The 19,861-nt window shown below is 39.0% G+C and carries 20 protein-coding genes; 15 read left to right on the top strand and 5 right to left on the bottom strand.

Annotated elements, in window-relative coordinates; genetic code table 11:
- Positions 1 to 2 precede the first annotated feature (2 nt).
- From cyoB to alr, 9 genes are all read left to right on the top strand, one after another.
- Positions 3 to 1,994: a cytochrome o ubiquinol oxidase subunit I gene (gene cyoB / locus RMB13_RS05325; protein ID WP_003652474.1), complete on the top strand. Its 1,992-nt coding sequence runs from the start codon at positions 3 to 5 to the stop codon at positions 1,992 to 1,994.
- A 4-nt stretch (positions 1,995 to 1,998) separates the two neighbouring features.
- Positions 1,999 to 2,619 carry a cytochrome o ubiquinol oxidase subunit III gene (gene cyoC / locus RMB13_RS05320; protein ID WP_004643324.1) on the top strand — a complete coding sequence of 207 codons (621 nt, stop codon included), beginning with the start codon at positions 1,999 to 2,001 and terminating at the stop codon, positions 2,617 to 2,619.
- Positions 2,619 to 2,948, top strand: a complete 330-nt coding sequence (locus RMB13_RS05315) for a cytochrome o ubiquinol oxidase subunit IV (protein ID WP_005039594.1) — start codon at positions 2,619 to 2,621, stop codon at positions 2,946 to 2,948. The genes cyoC and RMB13_RS05315 overlap by 1 nt, the downstream gene beginning before the upstream one ends.
- Before the next feature lie 10 nt (positions 2,949 to 2,958).
- Positions 2,959 to 3,837 carry a heme o synthase gene (gene cyoE / locus RMB13_RS05310; protein WP_005039591.1) on the top strand — a complete coding sequence of 293 codons (879 nt, stop codon included), beginning with the start codon at positions 2,959 to 2,961 and terminating at the stop codon, positions 3,835 to 3,837.
- A gap of 184 nt (positions 3,838 to 4,021) precedes the next feature.
- Positions 4,022 to 4,405 carry a 30S ribosomal protein S6 gene (rpsF, locus tag RMB13_RS05305; RefSeq protein ID WP_003652481.1) on the top strand — a complete coding sequence of 128 codons (384 nt, stop codon included), beginning with the start codon at positions 4,022 to 4,024 and terminating at the stop codon, positions 4,403 to 4,405.
- Between the two features lie 11 nt (positions 4,406 to 4,416).
- Positions 4,417 to 4,644: a 30S ribosomal protein S18 gene (gene rpsR / locus RMB13_RS05300; protein ID WP_004791454.1), complete on the top strand. Its 228-nt coding sequence runs from the start codon at positions 4,417 to 4,419 to the stop codon at positions 4,642 to 4,644.
- Positions 4,645 to 4,652: 8 nt separating this feature from the next.
- Positions 4,653 to 5,099, top strand: a complete 447-nt coding sequence (rplI, locus tag RMB13_RS05295) for a 50S ribosomal protein L9 (protein WP_004700828.1) — start codon at positions 4,653 to 4,655, stop codon at positions 5,097 to 5,099.
- A 198-nt stretch (positions 5,100 to 5,297) separates the two neighbouring features.
- The gene (gene dnaB / locus RMB13_RS05290; RefSeq protein ID WP_005039587.1) at positions 5,298 to 6,743 is read left to right on the top strand and encodes a replicative DNA helicase; all 1,446 of its coding nucleotides are present in this window, start codon (positions 5,298 to 5,300) and stop codon (positions 6,741 to 6,743) included.
- A 32-nt stretch (positions 6,744 to 6,775) separates the two neighbouring features.
- Positions 6,776 to 7,846, top strand: a complete 1,071-nt coding sequence (gene alr, locus RMB13_RS05285) for an alanine racemase (RefSeq protein ID WP_311084603.1) — start codon at positions 6,776 to 6,778, stop codon at positions 7,844 to 7,846.
- 59 nt (positions 7,847 to 7,905) lie between these two features.
- Here alr and RMB13_RS05280 read toward each other — a convergent pair whose 3' ends face one another.
- The 4 genes from RMB13_RS05280 to RMB13_RS05265 are packed head-to-tail and all read right to left on the bottom strand — an operon-like array spanning position 7,906 to position 11,608.
- Positions 7,906 to 8,640, bottom strand: a complete 735-nt coding sequence (locus tag RMB13_RS05280) for a proteasome-type protease (RefSeq protein ID WP_005039584.1) — start codon at positions 8,638 to 8,640, stop codon at positions 7,906 to 7,908.
- A 16-nt stretch (positions 8,641 to 8,656) separates the two neighbouring features.
- Positions 8,657 to 9,436, bottom strand: coding sequence for a transglutaminase family protein (locus RMB13_RS05275; protein WP_017392067.1), 780 nt, complete (start codon positions 9,434 to 9,436; stop codon positions 8,657 to 8,659).
- 2 nt (positions 9,437 to 9,438) lie between these two features.
- Entirely contained in the window at positions 9,439 to 10,035 is a 597-nt protein-coding gene (locus RMB13_RS05270) for an alpha-E domain-containing protein (RefSeq protein WP_311084602.1), read from the bottom strand.
- 22 nt (positions 10,036 to 10,057) lie between these two features.
- Entirely contained in the window at positions 10,058 to 11,608 is a 1,551-nt protein-coding gene (locus RMB13_RS05265) for a circularly permuted type 2 ATP-grasp protein (RefSeq protein ID WP_017392065.1), read from the bottom strand.
- Between the two features lie 227 nt (positions 11,609 to 11,835).
- Between RMB13_RS05265 and RMB13_RS05260 the strand changes: the two genes are divergently transcribed.
- Positions 11,836 to 12,843 carry a YafY family protein gene (locus tag RMB13_RS05260; RefSeq protein ID WP_155120898.1) on the top strand — a complete coding sequence of 336 codons (1,008 nt, stop codon included), beginning with the start codon at positions 11,836 to 11,838 and terminating at the stop codon, positions 12,841 to 12,843.
- Positions 12,844 to 13,219: 376 nt separating this feature from the next.
- Here the strand turns inward: RMB13_RS05260 and mnmG are convergent, their stop codons facing one another.
- Positions 13,220 to 15,100, bottom strand: coding sequence for a tRNA uridine-5-carboxymethylaminomethyl(34) synthesis enzyme MnmG (gene mnmG / locus RMB13_RS05255; protein WP_017392063.1), 1,881 nt, complete (start codon positions 15,098 to 15,100; stop codon positions 13,220 to 13,222).
- Between the two features lie 231 nt (positions 15,101 to 15,331).
- Between mnmG and RMB13_RS05250 the strand changes: the two genes are divergently transcribed.
- The 5 genes from RMB13_RS05250 to purH all read left to right on the top strand — a co-directional run bounded on the left by RMB13_RS05250 (position 15,332) and on the right by purH (position 19,787).
- Positions 15,332 to 15,562, top strand: coding sequence for a hypothetical protein (locus tag RMB13_RS05250; RefSeq protein WP_003652499.1), 231 nt, complete (start codon positions 15,332 to 15,334; stop codon positions 15,560 to 15,562).
- Between the two features lie 154 nt (positions 15,563 to 15,716).
- The gene (gene prmA, locus RMB13_RS05245; RefSeq protein ID WP_311084601.1) at positions 15,717 to 16,622 is read left to right on the top strand and encodes a 50S ribosomal protein L11 methyltransferase; all 906 of its coding nucleotides are present in this window, start codon (positions 15,717 to 15,719) and stop codon (positions 16,620 to 16,622) included.
- A gap of 13 nt (positions 16,623 to 16,635) precedes the next feature.
- A complete protein-coding gene (locus RMB13_RS05240) occupies positions 16,636 to 17,481 on the top strand; it encodes a zinc-ribbon and DUF3426 domain-containing protein (RefSeq protein ID WP_005039578.1) in 846 nt (281 codons plus the stop codon).
- A 376-nt stretch (positions 17,482 to 17,857) separates the two neighbouring features.
- Positions 17,858 to 18,127, top strand: coding sequence for a DNA-binding transcriptional regulator Fis (fis, locus tag RMB13_RS05235; RefSeq protein ID WP_001086304.1), 270 nt, complete (start codon positions 17,858 to 17,860; stop codon positions 18,125 to 18,127).
- Positions 18,128 to 18,212: 85 nt separating this feature from the next.
- On the top strand, positions 18,213 to 19,787 hold the full coding sequence (gene purH, locus RMB13_RS05230; protein WP_035364479.1) for a bifunctional phosphoribosylaminoimidazolecarboxamide formyltransferase/IMP cyclohydrolase: 1,575 nt from the start codon (positions 18,213 to 18,215) through the stop codon (positions 19,785 to 19,787).
- The last annotated feature ends 74 nt before the right edge of the window (positions 19,788 to 19,861 follow it).

Here is a 19,861-nt window from a genome sequence, read left to right as displayed (position 1 = left end):
ACATGGATATGATTTTTGGTAAACTGGGTTGGGACTCTATCCCGACAGAGCCAATCGTGCTTGTCACCATGGTCCTTATGGCACTTGGTGCAATTGTTGTGCTTGGCGGTATCACCTATTTCAAAAAATGGGGATATTTGTGGAATGAGTGGTTTATTACGGTAGACCATAAAAAAATTGGTATCATGTACATTCTTGTATCTGTGGTCATGCTTTTGCGTGGTTTCGCCGATGCAATTATGATGCGTCTACAACTTTTCCTCGCTAAAGGCGGCGGCGAAGGTTATCTACATCCAGACCATTACGACCAGATCTTCACCGCACACGGTGTAATCATGATCTTCTTCGTAGCAATGGGTCTCGTTGTTGGTATGATGAACATCTCGGTACCTTTACAGATTGGTGCTCGTGACGTTGCATTCCCATTATTGAACTCGTTAAGCTTCTGGTTATTCGCTGGTGCTGCTGGTTTGATGATGCTTTCACTTGTATTAGGTGAATTTGCTGCGACTGGTTGGATGGCTTACCCTCCTCTGTCTGGCATTCAATATTCTCCTGGTGTAGGTGTTGACTACTATATCTGGGCACTTCAGGTTTCTGGTCTAGGTACGCTTTTATCTGGTGTTAACTTCTTCGTTACCATCATCAAAATGCGTGCACCTGGCATGAAATTGATGGATATGCCTATTTTTACGTGGACTTCACTTTGTACGGCTGTATTAATCATTGCATCGTTCCCTGTATTAACAGGTACACTTGCAATGTTAACTCTAGACCGTTACTTCGGCTTCCATTTCTTCACAAATGAGCTTGGCGGTAGCCCAATGCTTTATGTGAACTTGATCTGGACATGGGGTCACCCTGAAGTATATATCTTAGTATTACCAGCATTTGGTCTATACTCAGAAATCGTTGCAACCTTCTCTCGTAAAGCGTTGTTCGGTTACAAGTCTATGGTGTATGCAACTATCGCGATTACTGTTCTTGCGTTCGTTGTATGGCTTCACCACTTCTTTACCATGGGTGCTGGTGCGAACGTTAACGCGTTCTTCGGTATCATGACCATGGTTATTGCGATTCCTACTGGTGTGAAAATCTTCTCTTGGTTATTCACCATGTATAAAGGTCGCATCACCTTTACTACTCCAATGTTGTGGACGCTTGGCTTCCTTATAACATTTGGTATCGGTGGTTTAACTGGTGTACTTATGGCTGTTCCACCTGCGGACTTCCTTGTACACAACTCATTATTCTTGATCGCTCACTTCCATAACGTAATTATCGGTGGTGTGGTGTTTGGTATGTTTGCCGGCATCATTTACTACTGGCCAAAAATGTTTGGTTGGAAGCTCAATGAAGCATGGGGTAAAGCTGCGTTCTGGTTCTGGTTCTTCGGTTTCTATTTTGCATTCATGCCACTTTATATCCTTGGTTTCATGGGTATGACTCGTCGTTTGAATACATATGACAACCCAGAATGGGATCCTTACCTTGCAATTGCATTATTTGGTGCTGTTCTCGTTGCGATTGGTATTGCATGTTTCTTAATGCAAATCATTGTTGGTTTCTTACAACGCAAAGACAACATGGACCTTACAGGCGATCCATGGGATGCACGTACGCTTGAATGGGCGACTTCTTCCCCTGCTCCGTTCTATAACTTTGCGCATGAACCAGATGCAAGCGGTATTGACCGTTTCTGGACTGACAAAGAAAATGGTGTAGCATACGCACGTAATACTAAATATGAAGACATCCACATGCCGACTGATCGTGCTGCTGGTTTTGTCATTGCAATGTTCATTACGATCCTTGGCTTTGCACTCATCTGGCATATTTGGTGGCTTGTTGTTGTTTCATTCGTTTCAGCTGTTGTTAGCTTGATCGTAAGCTCATTCACTAAGAATGTTGATTACTATGTTCCGGCTGCTGAAGTTGAGCGTATTGAAAACGAACGCTATGCTTTACTTGAAAAACACTTGAAGAAGGACTAAGGAAATGGCTGAAGTACTTCATCACGACAACCACGGCCACGATGGTCATCATGAACATGATGATACCGACTTAACGGTCTTTGGTTTCTGGACATACTTGATGAGTGACTTGATTCTTTTCGGATCACTCTTCATTGCGTTCGCTGTATTAAGCAGTCATATTCCACCAGGAACTCCAAGTGCATATGACCTGTTCCATGACTCATTAGGTTACGTGTTAACTGAAACATTTGCCTTATTGATTTCATCGGTAACTTTCGGTTTTGCTGTACTTGCATCTTATAAAAAGAATGTAAATCAAGTAATCACTTGGTTATTTATTACATTCCTTTTTGGTGCAACGTTCATTGGAATGGAACTTTATGAGTTCCATCACCTTGTACATGAAGGTCATGGTCCAACTCACAGTGCATTCTTATCATCGTTCTTTACTTTGGTTGGTACACACGGTATCCACGTAACTTCTGGTTTAGTGTGGATGTTGGTCTTGATGTATCAAATCAAAACTAAAGGTTTGACATTACCGAATACACGTCGTCTAGCTTGCTTAAGCTTGTTCTGGCACTTCCTTGACATCGTTTGGATCTGTGTATTCAGCGTCGTTTACTTACTGGGAGTTCTCTAATGAGTAGTCATGACCATAATGCTGCAGGTGCGTCACACGGTAACTTTAAGCAATACACTGTTGGATTTATCCTTTCTGTTATCCTCACCATCATCCCGTTCGGGATGGTGATGGCTGGTGGTTTCAGTCGTGGCATCTTAGTTACAGTAATTGCAATCACTGCTGTTGCTCAGGTTCTTGTACAGCTTGTGTACTTCCTACACATGAATACATCATCTGAACAACGCTGGAATATGATTGCATTCATCTACACAATCTTATGTATCGCTGTACTTTTAATCGGTTCTGTGTGGATTATGAATTACCTTCACTACAATATGATGATCTAAACTGATTGTCATGTTGAAAAAATATCTATTCCTGACTAAACCAGGAATTCTCTTCGGTAATTTCATTACCACCTTGGGCGGCTTTTTCTTAGCCGCCCAAGGCTCTATAGACATCTTATTATTACTACTCACCTTACTTGGAACAACTTTAGTTGTAGCTTCTGGTTGTGTTGTAAATAATGTTATAGACCAAGATATCGATATCAAAATGCAGCGCACGCAAAACCGTGCATTGGTCAAAAAAACCATCTCTCCTACTGTTGCACTTATATATGCATTTGTTCTGGGATTTATCGGTTTTAGTATTTTGTGGTTCGGTGTAAATGCTTACGCTTTCTTGTTTGCAATAATTGGTTTTATTGTCTATGTCGGTTTTTATAGTTTGTGGACAAAACGCACCTCAATCCATCAAACCGTAATTGGTAGTATTTCCGGAGCGAGTCCTCCTGTTATTGGTTATACAGCAGTAACTCATCATTTTGATGTAGCCGCCTTACTTTTGTTTTTGGCTTATGCGCTATGGCAAATGCCACATTCATGGGCAATTGCTATTTATCGTTTTGACGATTACAAAAATGCGGGAATCCCCATTCTGCCAGTTGCACGTTCTATTTATCGCACGAAAGTAGAGTGTGTCATTTATATTCTGTTGTTTGCAGCCGTATTGAATGGTTTATATTGTTTTGGCTATACCAATATATTTTTCCTGGTAACCTTTAATGCATTAACAGCATATTGGTTATATTTATCAATTATTGGATTCAAAGCTGAAAATGACCAACTTTGGGCTAAACGTTTTTTCCTTTACTCGGTCATATTAATTACCTTGTTAAGTTTGAGCTTTAGCTTTACCTATCAATCCCCTGCTCCAAATCTTCCTCTCTTTTAAATAAGGGAGGATTTCCTCCTTATAGTAAAGAAATTTTACTTTTCTCATCAAAAAATTTGTTTTTAGTCGAATTTTTACCTATAATTCAGCCTTCGCAAATTTTGCGACATAACTTATTAAGTTATGACTCCTTGCTTCTAATTTTTTATTTATTAGGGGCTGTTCAAACCGTAAGGAGCTGACAATGCGTCATTACGAAATCGTACTTTTAGTACACCCAGATCAAAGCGATCAAGTTGTAGGTATGGTTGAACGCTATATCTCTCAGATCAAAGAAGCTGAAGGTCAAATTCACCGTTTAGAAGATTGGGGCCGTCGTCAATTGGCTTACCCAATTAACAAAATTCACAAAGCACACTACATTCTTATGAATGTTGAGTGTGGTCAAACTACACTTGATGAGTTAGAAGAATTATTCCGTTATAATGACGCGATCATTCGTAACCTTATCATCCGTCGTGAACACGCAATCACTGAAGAGTCATTGCTTGCTAAAAGTGCTGAAGAAAAGCGTGCGCGTAAAGCTCAACGCGAAGAAGCACAGCAAGTTACTCACGAAGCTGAATAAGGAGAACATCAATGGCACGTTTTTACCGTCGTCGCAAGTTCTGCCGCTTTACAGCTGAGAATGTTGTGTACATCGACTACAAAGATATCGACACTTTAAAACAGTACATCACTGAAAACGGCAAGATTGTTCCTAGCCGTATCACTGGTACTAAAGCTCGTTATCAACGTCAATTAGCACTTGCTATCAAACAAGCTCGCTATTTGTCTTTGATTCCGTACACTGACAACCATAAGTGAGGTGATCTGTGGACGTTATCTTATTACAACGCATTAAAAACCTTGGTAAATTAGGCGATAAAGTATCAGTTAAAGCTGGTTACGGCCGTAACTTCCTTATCCCTCAAGGTAAAGCAGTTGCAGCTACTGAAGCTAACACTGCTGCTTTCGAAGCTCGTCGCGCTGAACTTGAAAAGCAAGAAGCTGAAATTTTAGCTGCTGCTCAAGCACGTGCTGAACAATTGAATGAAGTTAACATCGTTATCACTGCTAAAGCTGGTGACGAAGGTAAACTCTTCGGTTCTATCGGTACTCGTGACATCGCTGACGCTTTAACGAATGCTGGTCTTACAGTTGACCGTGCAGAAGTTCGTTTACCGAATGGCGCGCTTCGTCACACTGGTGAATTCAACATCGCAATCCAATTGCATCATGATGTTGTTGCAGAAGTTCTCGTTACTATCGTATCTGAGTAATTTCTCATCAAAAAAAGAGCATGCTTTTGCATGCTCTTTTTTTATGTGCCCTATTTTTAAAATAAGATATATTAATTCCTGATCAGTTCTTTAGTTTAATTGGTTTTTTAATTAGGTAGTTTATTTAATTTTGTTTTAAGATAGTTCTCGGCCTCACAGGCTATTTGCGTACACCTTTCTTTATCATCAGGTCTAATTATGTCTCAGGCGAATGCCAGTTCTTTAACCCGTTCATCTCCAACAGAAAATAAGACGAGTGAATCAGGTCAACTTAAAGAGTTTCGCACTCCCCCACACAATTTAGCCATTGAGCAAGCTGTACTTGCTGCACTAATGACAGTTGCCGAATCTTTCGAGCAAGTTAGTGATATGTTAAAAGAAAATGATTTCTATGCGACTCGCCATAAATATATTTACCGTGCAATCGAAAAACTCGCACAAGAAAATTCACCTTATGATGCGGTCTTAGTTAGCGATTGGCTTTTAAAACAAAATTTACTTGATGCCATTGGCGGCGAAGAATATTTAATGCAGCTTATGGCTGATTCACCATCAAGTTTCTACAACTTGGAAACTTATGCCACCAAAATTAAAGAGTTCTCTACGCTTCGTAGTATGATTAAAGTCAGTACTGAAATTTTACAAAATGCTTATGACACAAAAGGTCGAGGTGTTAGTGAGATTCTAGATCTAGCAGAAACCAGTATTTTCTCTTTAGCAGAACAGCACAATAACAATAAAAAAGATGCAGGCCCCAAATCTATTAGTTCTGTTACCGCCGATGTAATTAGTAAACTTGATGAACTCTCAAAACTAGATGGCAATATTACTGGTTTAACCACTGGCTTCTTAGAACTTGATAATAAAACATCGGGTATGCAAGCTGGTGACTTAATTATTGTTGCTGCACGTCCATCTATGGGTAAAACCACTTTCGCCATGAATTTGGTTGAAAGCGTTCTACAATATAACAAGCTACCCGCTCTGGTATTCTCAATGGAGATGCCAGCAGACTCAATTGCGATGCGTCTTATTTCTGCAATGGGTAAAGTTCACCAAGGACATTTACGTTCGGGGAACTTAGATGCTGATGAATGGACCAAAGTTACTGGCACAATTTTGCAGCTTCAACAAATGCATTTGTATATTGATGACTCATCTGCCCTACCTCCAACGGAACTTCGTGCCCGTGCTCGACGCATTGCCAAAATGCATGATGGTAAAATCGGCTGTATCATGGTCGATTATTTACAGCTCATGAAAGTTCCTGGCATGGGTGATAACCGTGTGGGTGAGATTTCAGAAATTTCACGTAGCTTGAAAGCCTTAGCAAAAGAAATGCACTGCCCTGTTATCGCACTTTCCCAGCTTAACCGAAGTCTAGAAAACCGACCAAATAAACGTCCAGTAATGTCAGACTTACGTGAATCTGGAGCGATCGAGCAGGATGCCGACCTGATTATGTTTATTTACCGTGATGAGGTTTATAACAAAGAGTCGAAAGAAGCCGGTACCGCAGAGATTATTATTGGTAAACAGCGTAACGGCCCAATTGGTTCAGTTCGTCTTGCCTTTGAAGGTCAATATACCCGATTTAGTAATCTCTCTCCTGAGTATTACAGCCAATATGATGATGAAGAATAAACTCTATCTCTAGCCCAAAGGAGTAAATGAGGGTGCGCCAAGCAACAGTTTATATTGATCGCCATGCGCTTCAATATAATTTAAACCGTGTCAAACAACTCGTAGCAAATTCAAAAATTGTAAGTATGGTGAAAGCTAATGCTTACGGACATGGAATCAAAGACTGTTTAGCAGCCTTAAATGCCTCAGATGCCTTTGGTGTCGCCTGCCTACAAGAAGGTTTAGAAATTCGCGAACTTGGATTTCAACAACCTGTTACTTTAATTGAAGGGGCATTTTCTGAAGATGAAATGCCTATTGCAATTAAGCAAAAATTTGAATGTGTGATTCACCATCAACAGCAGTTTGAATGGTTAATTAAACATAAGCAAGAATACATCGCTCAAGGCTTAAAAGTCTGGATTAAGCTTAATAGCGGCATGAACCGTTTAGGATTTAAAGTTCCTGAAATTATTGAAGTCATTAAAACTTTAAAATCTGAAGGCTTTACCTGTGTACTAGCGATGCATTTCGCAAATGCAGATGTGGACCATCCACTCAACGAGCAACAAAAACAACAATTTTTACAGGTTAAGCAAGCTTGTGATCCTGTTTTAGCATCTTGCTGTAATTCTGCTGCTATTTATAAATGGCCAGAATTACATTTTGACTATGTTCGCCCAGGCATTATGCTTTACGGCGCTTCGCCCTTTGCAGATAAAACAGTACATGATCTTGACCTAAAACCAGTCATGTCCTTTACAGCAGAAGTGATTGCATTGAATCACATACAAGCTGGAGAACATGTAGGTTATGGTTCAACCTTCTGTGCGCAACAAAAAATGGATATTGCAATAGTTTCTATTGGCTATGGTGACGGATATCCGAGAGCTTATATTAAACAAAATTATGTAGCGATTAATGGGCAATTATGTCCTGTAGTCGGCAGAGTCAGCATGGATATGCTTGCAATTGACGTTACAGCTATTCAAGTTAAATTAGGTTCTCAAGTCGAACTTTGGGGAGCACACCGCCTGGTTGATGATGTCGCCGATGCAAACGGAACAATAGGATATGAATTACTCTGTCGCTTAAGTAATCGCCCTATTCGTAAAAGCAGTTAAATAGTAAAATATAAAAAAATCCAAGCATGCTTGGATTTTTTTATCAGCTTTTAAAAATTTTATCGCCAGTAATCATCAGTCGGTTTTGGCAATTCTTGCAAACCACGGCGTAAAGTATCAGACCATTGTTTACTAATTTGTGAAAAATACGGATCATCTTCGGTAATTCGCTTACCCACCGGAATAATGAAACTATCTTTATTGTAAACCAATGCATCAAGCGGCAAGCCAACAGAAACATTTGAGCGCAAGGTTGAATCAAAAGAAATCAGGCTACAACGTAATGCATCATCTAGCGGCATCGCATAATATAAAGCACGATCCAAAATAGGTTTTCCGTATTTGCTTTCTCCTATTTGAAAATAGGGTGTATCCGTAGTTGCACAAATAAAATTACCTTGCGGATAGACATTATAAAGCTGCATTTCACCGCCTTTAATTTGCCCACCTATTAAAATACTACACGCATAATTCATTTGTTCTTGAGTGTCTGAACTAATATCCTCTAAAACACTTTTTAAGGTTTTACCAATCAGTTCAGCCGCCTCAAACATCGTGTTGACACTATATAAGTTAGGTTCTTGCTGCAAAGTGAGAGCATTTTGCAAATGACCTATAACAGCTTGTGTCGTTGCTAAATTACCTGCTGTTTGTAAAGCCATGAAACGCTCTCCAGTAACGCCGAAAGTATGCAATTTTCGGAACACAGAAATATGATCAACTCCTGCATTAGTTCTCGTGTCACTAATAAACACTAAACCTTGTTCCAATCTAAGCGCACAACAATAGGTCATTTCATTCTCTTTACATTCAACATGCCAACACTTGAACCACAGACATCATGTTTTCCACTCCACCTTGCTCTCTTACACCACGAATAGGTGCAACATCGAGATAATCACGACCAACTGCAAGATAGATATGATGTTTGGGTGTAAACAACTGATTGCTTACATCAAAACAATACCACTGATTTTCTAAAAATACTTCCGCCCAAGCGTGACTGGCAAGGTGGGGATAATTTTGATTAAATAGATAACCAGAGACATAACGTGCTGGTAATTGTAGCGCACGACACATCGCAATTAAAACATGTGCATGATCCTGACATACACCTTGTCCAGCATGAAATGCTTCTGTCGCAGTCGTCTGAACCGATGTACTATCAGGTTGGTAGAGTATTTGTTGTAAAATGTGTTCACTTAATAATGCAATATGCTGTCGGTCTTTAACAGTTACAATTTTTTTGGCAAAGTCCAACATTTCTGGATCACATCGTGTAGCTCCTGTAATTTGCAAAAACAAATTTATCGGTGTAGATAAATCTACGCAACCAAGCTCCCTATTTTGAAGTTCAATGATACCTTGTGCCATAAATGTAAGATGCTGATATTCATAACGCTGACTGGCCGTCATCCATACATTATTAAATATATCCCTTTTTATCGTTTTTTCACCCGGTACACTAATCGCCCAATTCATAACATGTTGATGGGGTGATGTTTGAGGCATCATTTTAATATACTGTACGCTATTTCGAGCAGTTTCAGTATAGCTATAATGCGTTTGATGATTAACCATCAATTTCATAATCAGACCTCAAACATATATTCCAACTGCTGCGTAAAAGTATAATAAGCATCCCAAGTCGGTTGTTGCTTGAGAACTTGCCAATGCTGATCTACTTTTTTCCAATCTAAATTGCCAAGTCTTCGTACTAAAACATCAAGTTCAGAAATAAGAGACGTTAACTCCTGACCAAAACGCAGTTCTATATCAAATTGTTCTACTTTTTGACCAAGATGAAAAAACAAACAAACATCGTCATGCTCTGCCTCAATTATCTGAGTACATTGTCCAACAACCATTCTTACAGCGTCAGGTTGAGCTTGAATCATCTTGAGAGCATTGTTTAATTCTGCATAAGCATTTGATGACAATACGCCTCTTAACTCCTGAATATTATCTTTAGCAACAACGAACTGGTTCAGTAATGAAAATGTTTGCTTCTTGTCTAACATATAGTGATTTAGTAATTCAGCATTTTCTATATCCAGACCAAATGCTGCTGCAAATTGTGTAGCTTTCTCATCTTCTGTAAAAGGTAAATGATAGACCGCAAATTTAACTCGCATTAAATAACGGCCTAACCAATATATTTGATGCGCACTCGAATTGAGTAAAACCATAAAGTTCCTCTTTAACCCACAATTAGGAATGTAATGTTTCAACCACCCATGTATCTTTTATGCCACCGCCTTGTGAAGAATTTACGACTAAGGATCCGGCCTGCATAGCTACACGTGTTAAGCCCCCTGGCACTATCTCTGTCCGATAAGGTGAACTTAATACAAATGGACGTAAATCGATATGTCGTTCAGCCACTCCGCCAGTTGTTAGCGTAGGAGCAACGGATAAAGCCAATGTAGGCTGCGCAATATACATGTGGGGTGTAGCAATCAATTTTTTTCTAAAGTCATCAATCTCACAAGAGCTTGCCTTAGGACCAATTAACATGCCATAGCCCCCAGAACCCTGTGCTTCTTTAACTACCAATTGCTCAAGATTAGAAAGAACATAATCTAAATGTTCTTCTTTACGGCACTGGTAAGTAGGTACATTTTTTAGAACTGGCGTTTCACCCAAATAATATTGGATCATTTGATCAACATAAGGATAAATAGATTTATCATCAGCCACCCCTGTCCCAGGTGCATTCGCAATTACAACATTTTTTTGCAAATAGGCAGACATCAGACCTGCTACTCCAAGAGCACTATCTGGTCGAAATGCCAAAGGATCTAGAAAATCATCATCTAGACGGCGATAAATTACATCTACTTTTTGACGTCCACGAATGGTTTTAACAAAAACTTGGTCACTTTCTACAAATAAATCCCGATTTGTAACCAATGGCACATCCATTTCTCGGGCTAAAAAAGCATGCTCATAATAAGCACTGTTAAAGCGACCAGGTGTTAACACCACAATAAAAGGCCTGTCCGCAGGTGAATTTTCCTGCAATATTTCTTTTAAAAGTTTTGGATAATGCTCAATTCCCTGTAAATTATTGGTTGCACATAGCTCCGGCATCAATTGCTGACTAATATTTCTGCTTTCGATCATATAAGAGACACCAGAAGGTGTTCTTAAATTATCCTCAAGTACAAAAAATTCTCCCTCGCCATCACGGATAATATCAATTCCGCTAATTTGTGAATAAATTTTACCTTTCAGAGAATGTTTAAGCATATGTGGCTGAAAAGCATCATTCCCCATAATTTGTTCTTCGGGAATGAGCTGTTCTTTTAAAATATGTTGTCCGTGATAAATATCATCTAAAAAGTAATTTAATGCTTTAACACGCTGCGCACAGCCCGAAGCTATTTTCTCCCATTGTTTTTTTTCAATCACCCTTGGAATTAAATCAAAAGGAATTGTTCGCTCTGCACCTTCTTTATCACCATATACGTTAAAAGTAATGCCGTGATAAAGAAAATGTTGCTTCGCTTGAGCATTCAATTCTTTTAATTCATCTAGAGTACGGATACTCAACCATTGCTCAATTTTTTTAGAAGCCGCACCATTTGATGTTACATCATCAAGCATCTCATTAAAAAACTGTGATTTTAGCTGCTCAAATAGGTTGGTTTGTACGGAAATATGTTCTAAAAAAGAGGTTGGGTTAATGAGTGCCGTAGTTGTCTGCTCTTGTATAAAAAAATCATTATCTATATGTAATTCATGCTCTTGTTCTGACATAACCACCTCGTCTTATCATTTATCTATATTTCATTTTTAAATAAGCAATTTCAGTGCCATTTATATATCTTTAATATTTTTACGGTGCTTTGTTATAACTTTCTTCTTCTAAATCTTAACATTGATTGTAAAAGGACCTATAAACCTAATCTGACAAACTTGCTAAATGTGTAAAGATTTTTTATTGTGTTGACACCAAAGCAGTTGGATATAGATGTATTACGCTTATGTCTGTAATAGAAAAAGAAACTTCAAATAGTTTATATCGCCAATGGCAGATTTTATCTCGCCTCCCTACCGGTAAGTGGATCGGGACGCGGGAGTTACAAGAAATGCTTGAACGTGAAGGTATTGATATCAGTTTAAGGACAATTCAGCGTGATTTAAATCAAATTGCTCAGCGCTTTCCAATTGAAAGCAATAAAGCCGTACCTCAGGGCTGGCGATGGCAATCCGATGCGCCTATTCAGAGCTTACCGCACATGACTAGCTCTCAGGCAGTAACATTTATGATGGTTGAGGAGCATCTTAAACACTTACTTCCACCAAGTCTGCTTGATGAGATGGGGCCTTGGTTTGATTTGGCTAAACGCAGTCTCTCTACACAAAATAATGTTAGGCAGTGGATTAACCGAGTACGCATCGTACCAGCAAGCCAACCCCTTATTCCTCCTGTAGTGGACCGAAATGCCCAACAAGCAATTTATGAAGGTCTACTCCAAGACAAGCAAATAGAATGTATTTATCGGGCACGAGTTAATCAGGGCGAGGACAAAACCTATATTTTAAATCCTTTGGCTTTGGTACAAAAAGGTGCGGTAATTTATTTAATTTGCACGCGACATGACAAAACTGAAGTTCAAACATTTGCCTTGCACCGTTTTAAATCAGCAAAAGTCTTAGATAGTCGAGCACTGCATCCTGTCAATTTTGATATTGATCATTATATTGATTCAGGCGCTTTAGGCTTTAGAGTGGACTACAAGCAGCCAACTGAGTCAATTCAACTCACATTAACCATGACAGAGCAAACTGCTAGAACTTTCTATGAAAGTCAGTTAAGTAAAGACCAAACTATAATTCCACTTGAAGAAAATATCGTAGAAGTTACAGCAACCGTACCTTTTACATCTCAACTGGTGTGGTGGTTACGTAGTTTTGGTAAGAAGTTACTGCATATCGAGCCTATACAAGTACACAATGCTGTACGAGAAATTGAAACTGAGAATAAATAGATATAAAAAAGAGAACCATAAGGTTCTCTTTAGATTTTGAATTATAATTTTCTTAATTTTATATTGGCTCTTATATTTATATTTGTTTTCAGATCAATGTGTTCTCCCCCTACAAAACTGATCTGCTCTTTCTTTTGCGCTATTTTGAACATGAGCATTGGCATGCCATTTCATCTCTATTGTAGCGAATTGATTTCATTGTCATGGTTAAAGCCCTCTTGTTTGAACGTGAATTTAATATAACTGGCTGCTTGAAATATGTGAAATAAGAAAAAAAGGAAGCGAAATCTATTTTCTTCCTTAGGAAGTTTTCATATATTTTTGAACAGAAAATAAAAAAGCCCAGTCTTAACTGGGCTTTTTTGCATTTAAAAGATTAAGCTGTTTTCTTAATCATATTATTTTTACGAATTGTGATCATTACAAGCTGAACAGCTGCCGGTGTAACACCAGGAATACGACTTGCTTGAGCTAATGTTTCTGGAAGAACCGTTTTTAATTTCTGGGTAATTTCACGAGATAAACCAGACACTACATCATAATTAAAATCAGTAGGAATTTTAGTTTCTTCAAGACGCTTTAACTGTGCCACATCTTCATGCTGACGGTTAATATAACCTTCGTATTTCACAGCAATCTCGATTTGCTCACCAACTTGTTCAGAAACTTCAGAACCCGTAAGTTCGGCAATTTGACCAAAGTTAATATTAGGGCGTTTAAGCAAATCAATCGCACTACATTCTTTACTTAAGTCAGCACCTGTCATCTCAACGAATTTTTTACCCATAGGGTTATTTGGTGCCGCCCACAAATGTTGTAAACGAGAAGTTTCACGCTCAACCGCTTCCATTTTTTCACAATAAGCAGCCCAACGAACATCATCAACCAAACCTAGTTCACGACCAACAGTCGTTAAACGTTGATCTGCATTGTCTTCACGCAACATCAAACGATATTCGGCACGTGAGGTAAACATACGGTATGGTTCTTTAGTACCTAAAGTAATGAGGTCATCAACCAATACACCCATGTAAGCTTGATCACGCTTAGGTGTCCACTCTTCTTGTTCCCAAGCACGGCGCGCAGCGTTTAAGCCAGCAAGTAAACCTTGAGCACCTGCTTCTTCGTAACCTGTTGTACCGTTAATTTGGCCAGCAAAATACAACCCGTTAATAGCTTTAGTTTCGAGAGTGAATTTCAAAGCTTGCGGATTGAAATAATCGTATTCAATCGCATAGCCTGGACGCAAAATATGGGCATTTTCCATACCACGAATAGAACGAACCAGCTCGAACTGAACATCAAATGGAAGCGAAGTCGAAATACCATTTGGATAAAGTTCATGTGTATCTAAACCTTCTGGTTCCAAGAATACCTGATGAGAATCTTTATCTGCGAAACGGTGAATTTTATCTTCGATTGATGGGCAGTAACGTGGCCCTACACCTTCAATAACGCCGGTATACATTGGTGAACGATCTAAACCACCACGAATAATGTCATGGGTTTTTTCATTGGTATGCGTGATATAACAATTTACTTGTTCAGGGTGCATAGAAGCATCACCCATGAATGACATAACCGGAGATGGGAAATCACCCGGCTGTGGAATCATGACTGAAAAATCAACCGAACGTGCATCAATACGTGGTGGTGTACCCGTTTTTAAACGACCCACAGGTAATTTTAATTCACGTAGACGCTGAGCAAGTGCAATTGAAGGAGGATCACCTGCACGACCACCGCTTGATTTTTCTAAACCAACGTGGATTACACCACCCAAGAATGTACCCGTAGTCAACACAACAGTTTTAGCGTCAAAGCGAATACCCATTTGGGTAACAACACCTTTAACTGTATCACCTTCAACAATCAGGTCATCAGCCGCTTGCTGGAAAATATCAAGATTTGCTTGATTTTCCAAAGTATCGCGGATGGCAGCTTTATAGCGAACGCGGTCAGCTTGAGCACGTGTTGCACGTACTGCCGCACCTTTACGTGAATTTAAAATACGGAACTGAATACCACCTTTATCGGCAGCTAAAGCCATTGCTCCGCCAAGCGCATCAATTTCACGTACTAAATGTGACTTACCAATACCACCGATTGCTGGGTTACAACTCATTTGACCCAAAGTCTCAATGTTATGGGTCAAAAGCAAAGTCTGTCGTCCCATACGCGCAGCAGCAAGGGCCGCTTCCGTACCTGCGTGACCGCCACCGATAACGATAACATCATAAACTTTAGGGTAGTGCATGAGTACAAAACACCAGAAAAAAAAGACGGAACATTATAGCAAAATTATCTGCTTATTGATGTACATAATTACAAAATCATCTTCACATAATTTACGGTACGCCACATGATTTGACATTTTGTTTCATGAACTCAATACAAAGTGAATGTTATTAAAACAAATTCATCTTAGAATAAAAAATGTACAGCACTTCTATGACTTTAAAATTAACGCGACAAGAAGGAATACAAAATGAAAACGACTATGTTAAAAATCTTAACTGCATCTCTAATTTGTTTTTCAGGCGTAACTTTTACACATGCTGCTGATATGAGCAAAGCCGAAATGCAAAAACAAATTCGAGTCTGTGTAAAAAAACAGCAAGGTGAATGGGTAGCTTACAACCATAACGGCGTAATCTTTAATGGTACTTGCCAACCAAATGAAAATGGTAAGTTACAATTTAAGGCCCCTGCTCCTTAATCTGTTTCGACATGAGGTATAGAAGAAGCAATTTATTTGCCGCTAGCCTCCTCAGTATTTTTAAAGTCGGCCCATTAAAGATGGGCCGCTTTCTTTTTTAAAACTGTCTAGTCAGCTACAATACGCCTTTAAATAAAATTTTTAGGTCCTTTTCGTGAAGTGGTTACAAATACACATTACCGTTGATCAAGCACAAGTTGAGTTCACAGAAACACTTTTAATGTCTCTAGGTGCGGTAAGCGTAACTCTGGATGATGCTGAAGATCAGGCTTTACTTGAACCATTACCAGGTGAAACACCTTTATGGAATAAAGTGATTGTGACAGGCATTTATCAACAAGACGAACAAGACCCTATTGATGTCGACACTTTAGAAGCTTTCTTAAAAGCTCAACTTCCAGACGCTCCTATCCGTCATGAAGAACTTGAAGATCAAGTGTGGGAACGCGCTTGGATGGACTATTACGAGCCAATTCAAATTGGGGAAAAGTTCTGGATCGTACCTGAATGGCTAGAGCCACCAGAAGCTGATGCAACGAATATTAAGCTAGACCCAGGTCTTGCGTTTGGTACAGGTAACCACGCAAGTACTTTCTTATGCTTACAATGGCTAGGTAAAACTGACGTTAAAGATAAGATCGTCATTGATTATGGTTGTGGTTCAGGCATTTTAGGTGTAGCAGCTTTATTATTAGGCGCTAAAAAAGTATATGCCACTGATATTGACCCTCAGGCTGTTTTAGCAACAAAACAAAATGCTGAACTTAATGGCGTATTAGATCGACTATATGTAGGCCTTCCTGAAGAATTCGATCAAGAGTTTAAACCTCAACAGGCAGATGTTTTAGTTGCAAATATTTTAGCGGGTCCATTAATGGCACTTGCGCCTGAGTTTGCAAATTTACTTAAATCTGACGGTGAATTCGCACTTGCAGGTGTAATTGAAGAGCAAGTTGCTGATGTTTCAAGTGTTTATTCTGAATTTTTTGATATATTAGATGTCGAAAAACGCGAAGAAAATTGGTGTCGCATTTCAGGAAAACGTAAAACAATAAATTGAGATTTTTTAACTCATGAATGAAAAACAAACCCGCTGCCCTAAGTGCTTAACAGTCTATAAAGTATCCCTTACTCAATTGACTGTTGCTCAGGGTATGGTTTGTTGCCCTAAATGTGATTCGAGCTTTAATGCACTCACCCATCTGATTAATATTGAACAGCCTGTTACGATTAACTCATCTACATTAGTCAACGGCTCAATGCAAAATAGATATATGACACATTCTCACGTGTTAGATATCTTTGATCAAAAAGTTGAGAATTCGAATATTGATCTTTTAACCTATCTCAACAACTTAAATTATTTTCACAACGAACCTATTAACGCTCTACCAAATCTTAATTTAGCTGAACAAACATCTTCACAAGAACAAGACAATAATAAAAAGCATAGTTGGCTGTACTACACGCTCTGGAGCTCTGCCAACCTTATTTTAATTTTAGTCTTCACTTTTCAAATTCTTTGGTTTAATCCTAAGCTCATGCATGCAAGCCCAACCGTCAGCCATGCATTTAATTATGTATGTGAAATACTGCACTGCAATAAATCAGCTGAACAATATCAACTTATTTATATAGAAAAGTTAAAACTCCGCAAAGTTGACACAAGTCATACGCAATTTTCAGGCATATTGCTTAATCAGAATGATAAAAGCATTGAACTTCCTAACTTAAAGTTGAGTTTCGCAACAGAGTCAAACAAAACAGAAGAAATTATATTGACTCCTCAACAGTATCTTGTTGAAAACTTACGAGGTATTCAGCGCATTCCCTCGAATACCCCTTTCCGATTCCAATTTGAGCTAAACAGAAGCAAAAAAAGCCTACTAAATTATCGATTAGAAATTGTCCACCCCTAAAATGTAAAAAAAGTGAAAAAAAAAATAAAAAAAAATGCAGTTAATTTGCTCACTTTTTCCTAGACAATGGTATGATACGCGCCACGAAAGCTTTGACTCATATACTCCTCGCTCTCAATCCAAAAAAATACTGTTAAGCATGTGTGCTTTTCTACATTAAGCACATAGCCTAACTTTTTTTGTTTTTGAGGGAGCTGTAACAAATATTTAACTATTGTTACGCTTATTTTTTATTCAATACGAAGAAATATGGCAAGCTAATTGTTCTTATGTTTTAGAGTCACTGTTTTAGGATCTAAAACAGGACTCCGTATTTTTAGACCACATTTATATACTACTTTATCCAAGCTAGTATTTGATTTTCGGATTAACTCGCATGAATAGCAAATCTCCTATTTTTACTGCACAATCTGATGTTGCTCTTCGCATCCACGTGGATCGCGCAGTTCGTCATTATTTTGCACAATTGCAAGGTGAGCAGCCATCTCAGGTATATGACATGGTGCTAGCAGAAATGGAGAAACCTCTTTTATCTGTAGTTCTTGAATATACACGTGGTAATCAGACCCGTGCTGCAGAGATTCTTGGACTCAACCGTGGCACTTTACGCAAAAAGTTAAAAGCTCACGGTTTGATGAGTGAATAAATGATAAAATGCTCACGACGTCGTGGGCATTTTTTTATGCTTATTGGTTTTAATCCGTAGACTTGAAATTGTTGAATTAAACATCATGACTATTAAACGTGCTTTGATTTCTGTATCTGACAAGACAGGAATTGTCGAATTTGCTCAAAACCTTGCAGCTTTAGGGGTAGAACTATTATCTACAGGCGGCACATACAAGTTGCTTAAAGATAATAATATCGCTGTGGTTGAAGTATCTGAACATACTGGCTTCCCTGAAATGATGGATGGTCGTGTTAAGACATTACATCCAAAAATTCATGGCGGTATTCTCGCTCGCCGCGGTTTAGACGAAGCAGTAATGGAAGAACACAACATTGATCCGATTGATCTTGTTGTCGTGAACCTTTATCCATTCGCTGCAACAGTTGCAAAACCTAACTGTTCACTTGCTGATGCTATCGAAAATATCGACATCGGCGGTCCAACAATGGTTCGTGCTGCTGCTAAAAACCACGCTTCTGTCGGTATTGTTGTAAATGCTTCAGATTACGATACAGTTATTACTGAATTAAAAGCTACTGGTTCACTTTCTTATGAAACACGCTTCGATTTAGCTGTTAAAGCATTTGAACATACAGCTCAATATGACGGTATGATCGCTTCTTACCTAGGCGCTCGCGTTGGTAAGACCGAAGGTGAAGCTGATTTATTCCCTCGTACGTTCAATACTCAATTGAACAAAGCACAAGATTTACGTTACGGTGAAAACCCACATCAATCTGCTGCATTTTACGTTGAAGCAAATGCAAAAGAAGCGTCAGTTTCTACGGCAAAACAGTTACAAGGCAAAGAATTGTCTTATAACAACATTGCAGATACAGATGCTGCACTTGAATGTGTGAAATCATTTGCAAAACCTGCTTGTGTGATTGTAAAACACGCTAATCCTTGTGGTGTTGCTGTTTCTTTAGACGGCATTAAAGCTGCTTACGATTTAGCTTATGCGACTGACCCAGAATCTGCTTTCGGCGGTATTATTGCATTTAACCGTGAGTTAGATGTTGCAACTGCTCAAGCAATTGTAGAGCGTCAATTCGTTGAAGTAATCATTGCTCCAAGTATTGCTGATGGCGTGCTTGAAGTTACTGGCGCTAAGAAAAATGTACGTGTTTTAGTTTGTGGCGAATTACCTGCGATTGACGCACGTGCACCACAACTTGACTACAAACGCGTTAATGGCGGTTTATTAGTTCAAGATCAAGACTTAGGTATGATTACTAAAGATGATCTTAAAGTAGTAACCAAATGCGCACCAACTGAACAAGAAATTGATGACCTCATCTTTGCTTGGAAAGTTGCGAAATATGTAAAATCAAATGCAATTGTTTATGCGAAAAACCGCCAAACTATTGGTGTAGGTGCAGGTCAAATGAGCCGTGTTAACTCAGCTCGTATTGCTGCCATTAAAGCTGAACATGCTGGTTTGGTTGTTGAAGGCGCTGTAATGGCATCTGATGCATTCTTCCCGTTCCGTGACGGTATTGATAATGCGGCTAAAGCTGGCATTAAATGCATTATTCAACCAGGTGGCTCTATGCGTGATGAGGAAGTTATTGCGGCAGCTGATGAAGCTGGTATTGCAATGGTCTTCACTGGTATGCGCCACTTCCGCCACTAATTTAAATTTAGTCCTCCCTAACCCTCCTTTCATTCAGGAGGGTTTTCCACAATAATGGAGCTAACTCTCCACCT

Origin of the sequence: Acinetobacter sp. V102_4 (assembly GCF_031799005.1) — a bacterium.
Classification (GTDB): domain Bacteria; phylum Pseudomonadota; class Gammaproteobacteria; order Pseudomonadales; family Moraxellaceae; genus Acinetobacter; species Acinetobacter calcoaceticus.
Note: the sequence above shows the minus strand (reverse complement) of the source record. Positions and strands in the feature narration are given on the sequence as shown.

Excerpts from the sequence above, each read along its gene's own strand:
- cyoB (WP_003652474.1), top strand. The coding sequence starts at position 3 with ATGGATATGATTTTTGGTAAACTGGGTTGGGACTCTATCCCGACAGAG.
- cyoC (WP_004643324.1), top strand. The coding sequence starts at position 1,999 with ATGGCTGAAGTACTTCATCACGACAACCACGGCCACGATGGTCATCAT.
- RMB13_RS05315 (WP_005039594.1), top strand. The coding sequence starts at position 2,619 with ATGAGTAGTCATGACCATAATGCTGCAGGTGCGTCACACGGTAACTTT.
- cyoE (WP_005039591.1), top strand. The coding sequence starts at position 2,959 with ATGTTGAAAAAATATCTATTCCTGACTAAACCAGGAATTCTCTTCGGT.
- rpsF (WP_003652481.1), top strand. The coding sequence starts at position 4,022 with ATGCGTCATTACGAAATCGTACTTTTAGTACACCCAGATCAAAGCGAT.
- rpsR (WP_004791454.1), top strand. The coding sequence starts at position 4,417 with ATGGCACGTTTTTACCGTCGTCGCAAGTTCTGCCGCTTTACAGCTGAG.
- dnaB (WP_005039587.1), top strand. The coding sequence starts at position 5,298 with ATGTCTCAGGCGAATGCCAGTTCTTTAACCCGTTCATCTCCAACAGAA.
- RMB13_RS05280 (WP_005039584.1), bottom strand. The coding sequence starts at position 8,640 with ATGACCTATTGTTGTGCGCTTAGATTGGAACAAGGTTTAGTGTTTATT.
- RMB13_RS05275 (WP_017392067.1), bottom strand. The coding sequence starts at position 9,436 with ATGAAATTGATGGTTAATCATCAAACGCATTATAGCTATACTGAAACT.
- RMB13_RS05270 (WP_311084602.1), bottom strand. The coding sequence starts at position 10,035 with ATGGTTTTACTCAATTCGAGTGCGCATCAAATATATTGGTTAGGCCGT.
- RMB13_RS05265 (WP_017392065.1), bottom strand. The coding sequence starts at position 11,608 with ATGTCAGAACAAGAGCATGAATTACATATAGATAATGATTTTTTTATA.
- RMB13_RS05260 (WP_155120898.1), top strand. The coding sequence starts at position 11,836 with ATGTCTGTAATAGAAAAAGAAACTTCAAATAGTTTATATCGCCAATGG.
- mnmG (WP_017392063.1), bottom strand. The coding sequence starts at position 15,100 with ATGCACTACCCTAAAGTTTATGATGTTATCGTTATCGGTGGCGGTCAC.
- RMB13_RS05250 (WP_003652499.1), top strand. The coding sequence starts at position 15,332 with ATGAAAACGACTATGTTAAAAATCTTAACTGCATCTCTAATTTGTTTT.
- RMB13_RS05240 (WP_005039578.1), top strand. The coding sequence starts at position 16,636 with ATGAATGAAAAACAAACCCGCTGCCCTAAGTGCTTAACAGTCTATAAA.
- fis (WP_001086304.1), top strand. The coding sequence starts at position 17,858 with ATGAATAGCAAATCTCCTATTTTTACTGCACAATCTGATGTTGCTCTT.
- purH (WP_035364479.1), top strand. The coding sequence starts at position 18,213 with ATGACTATTAAACGTGCTTTGATTTCTGTATCTGACAAGACAGGAATT.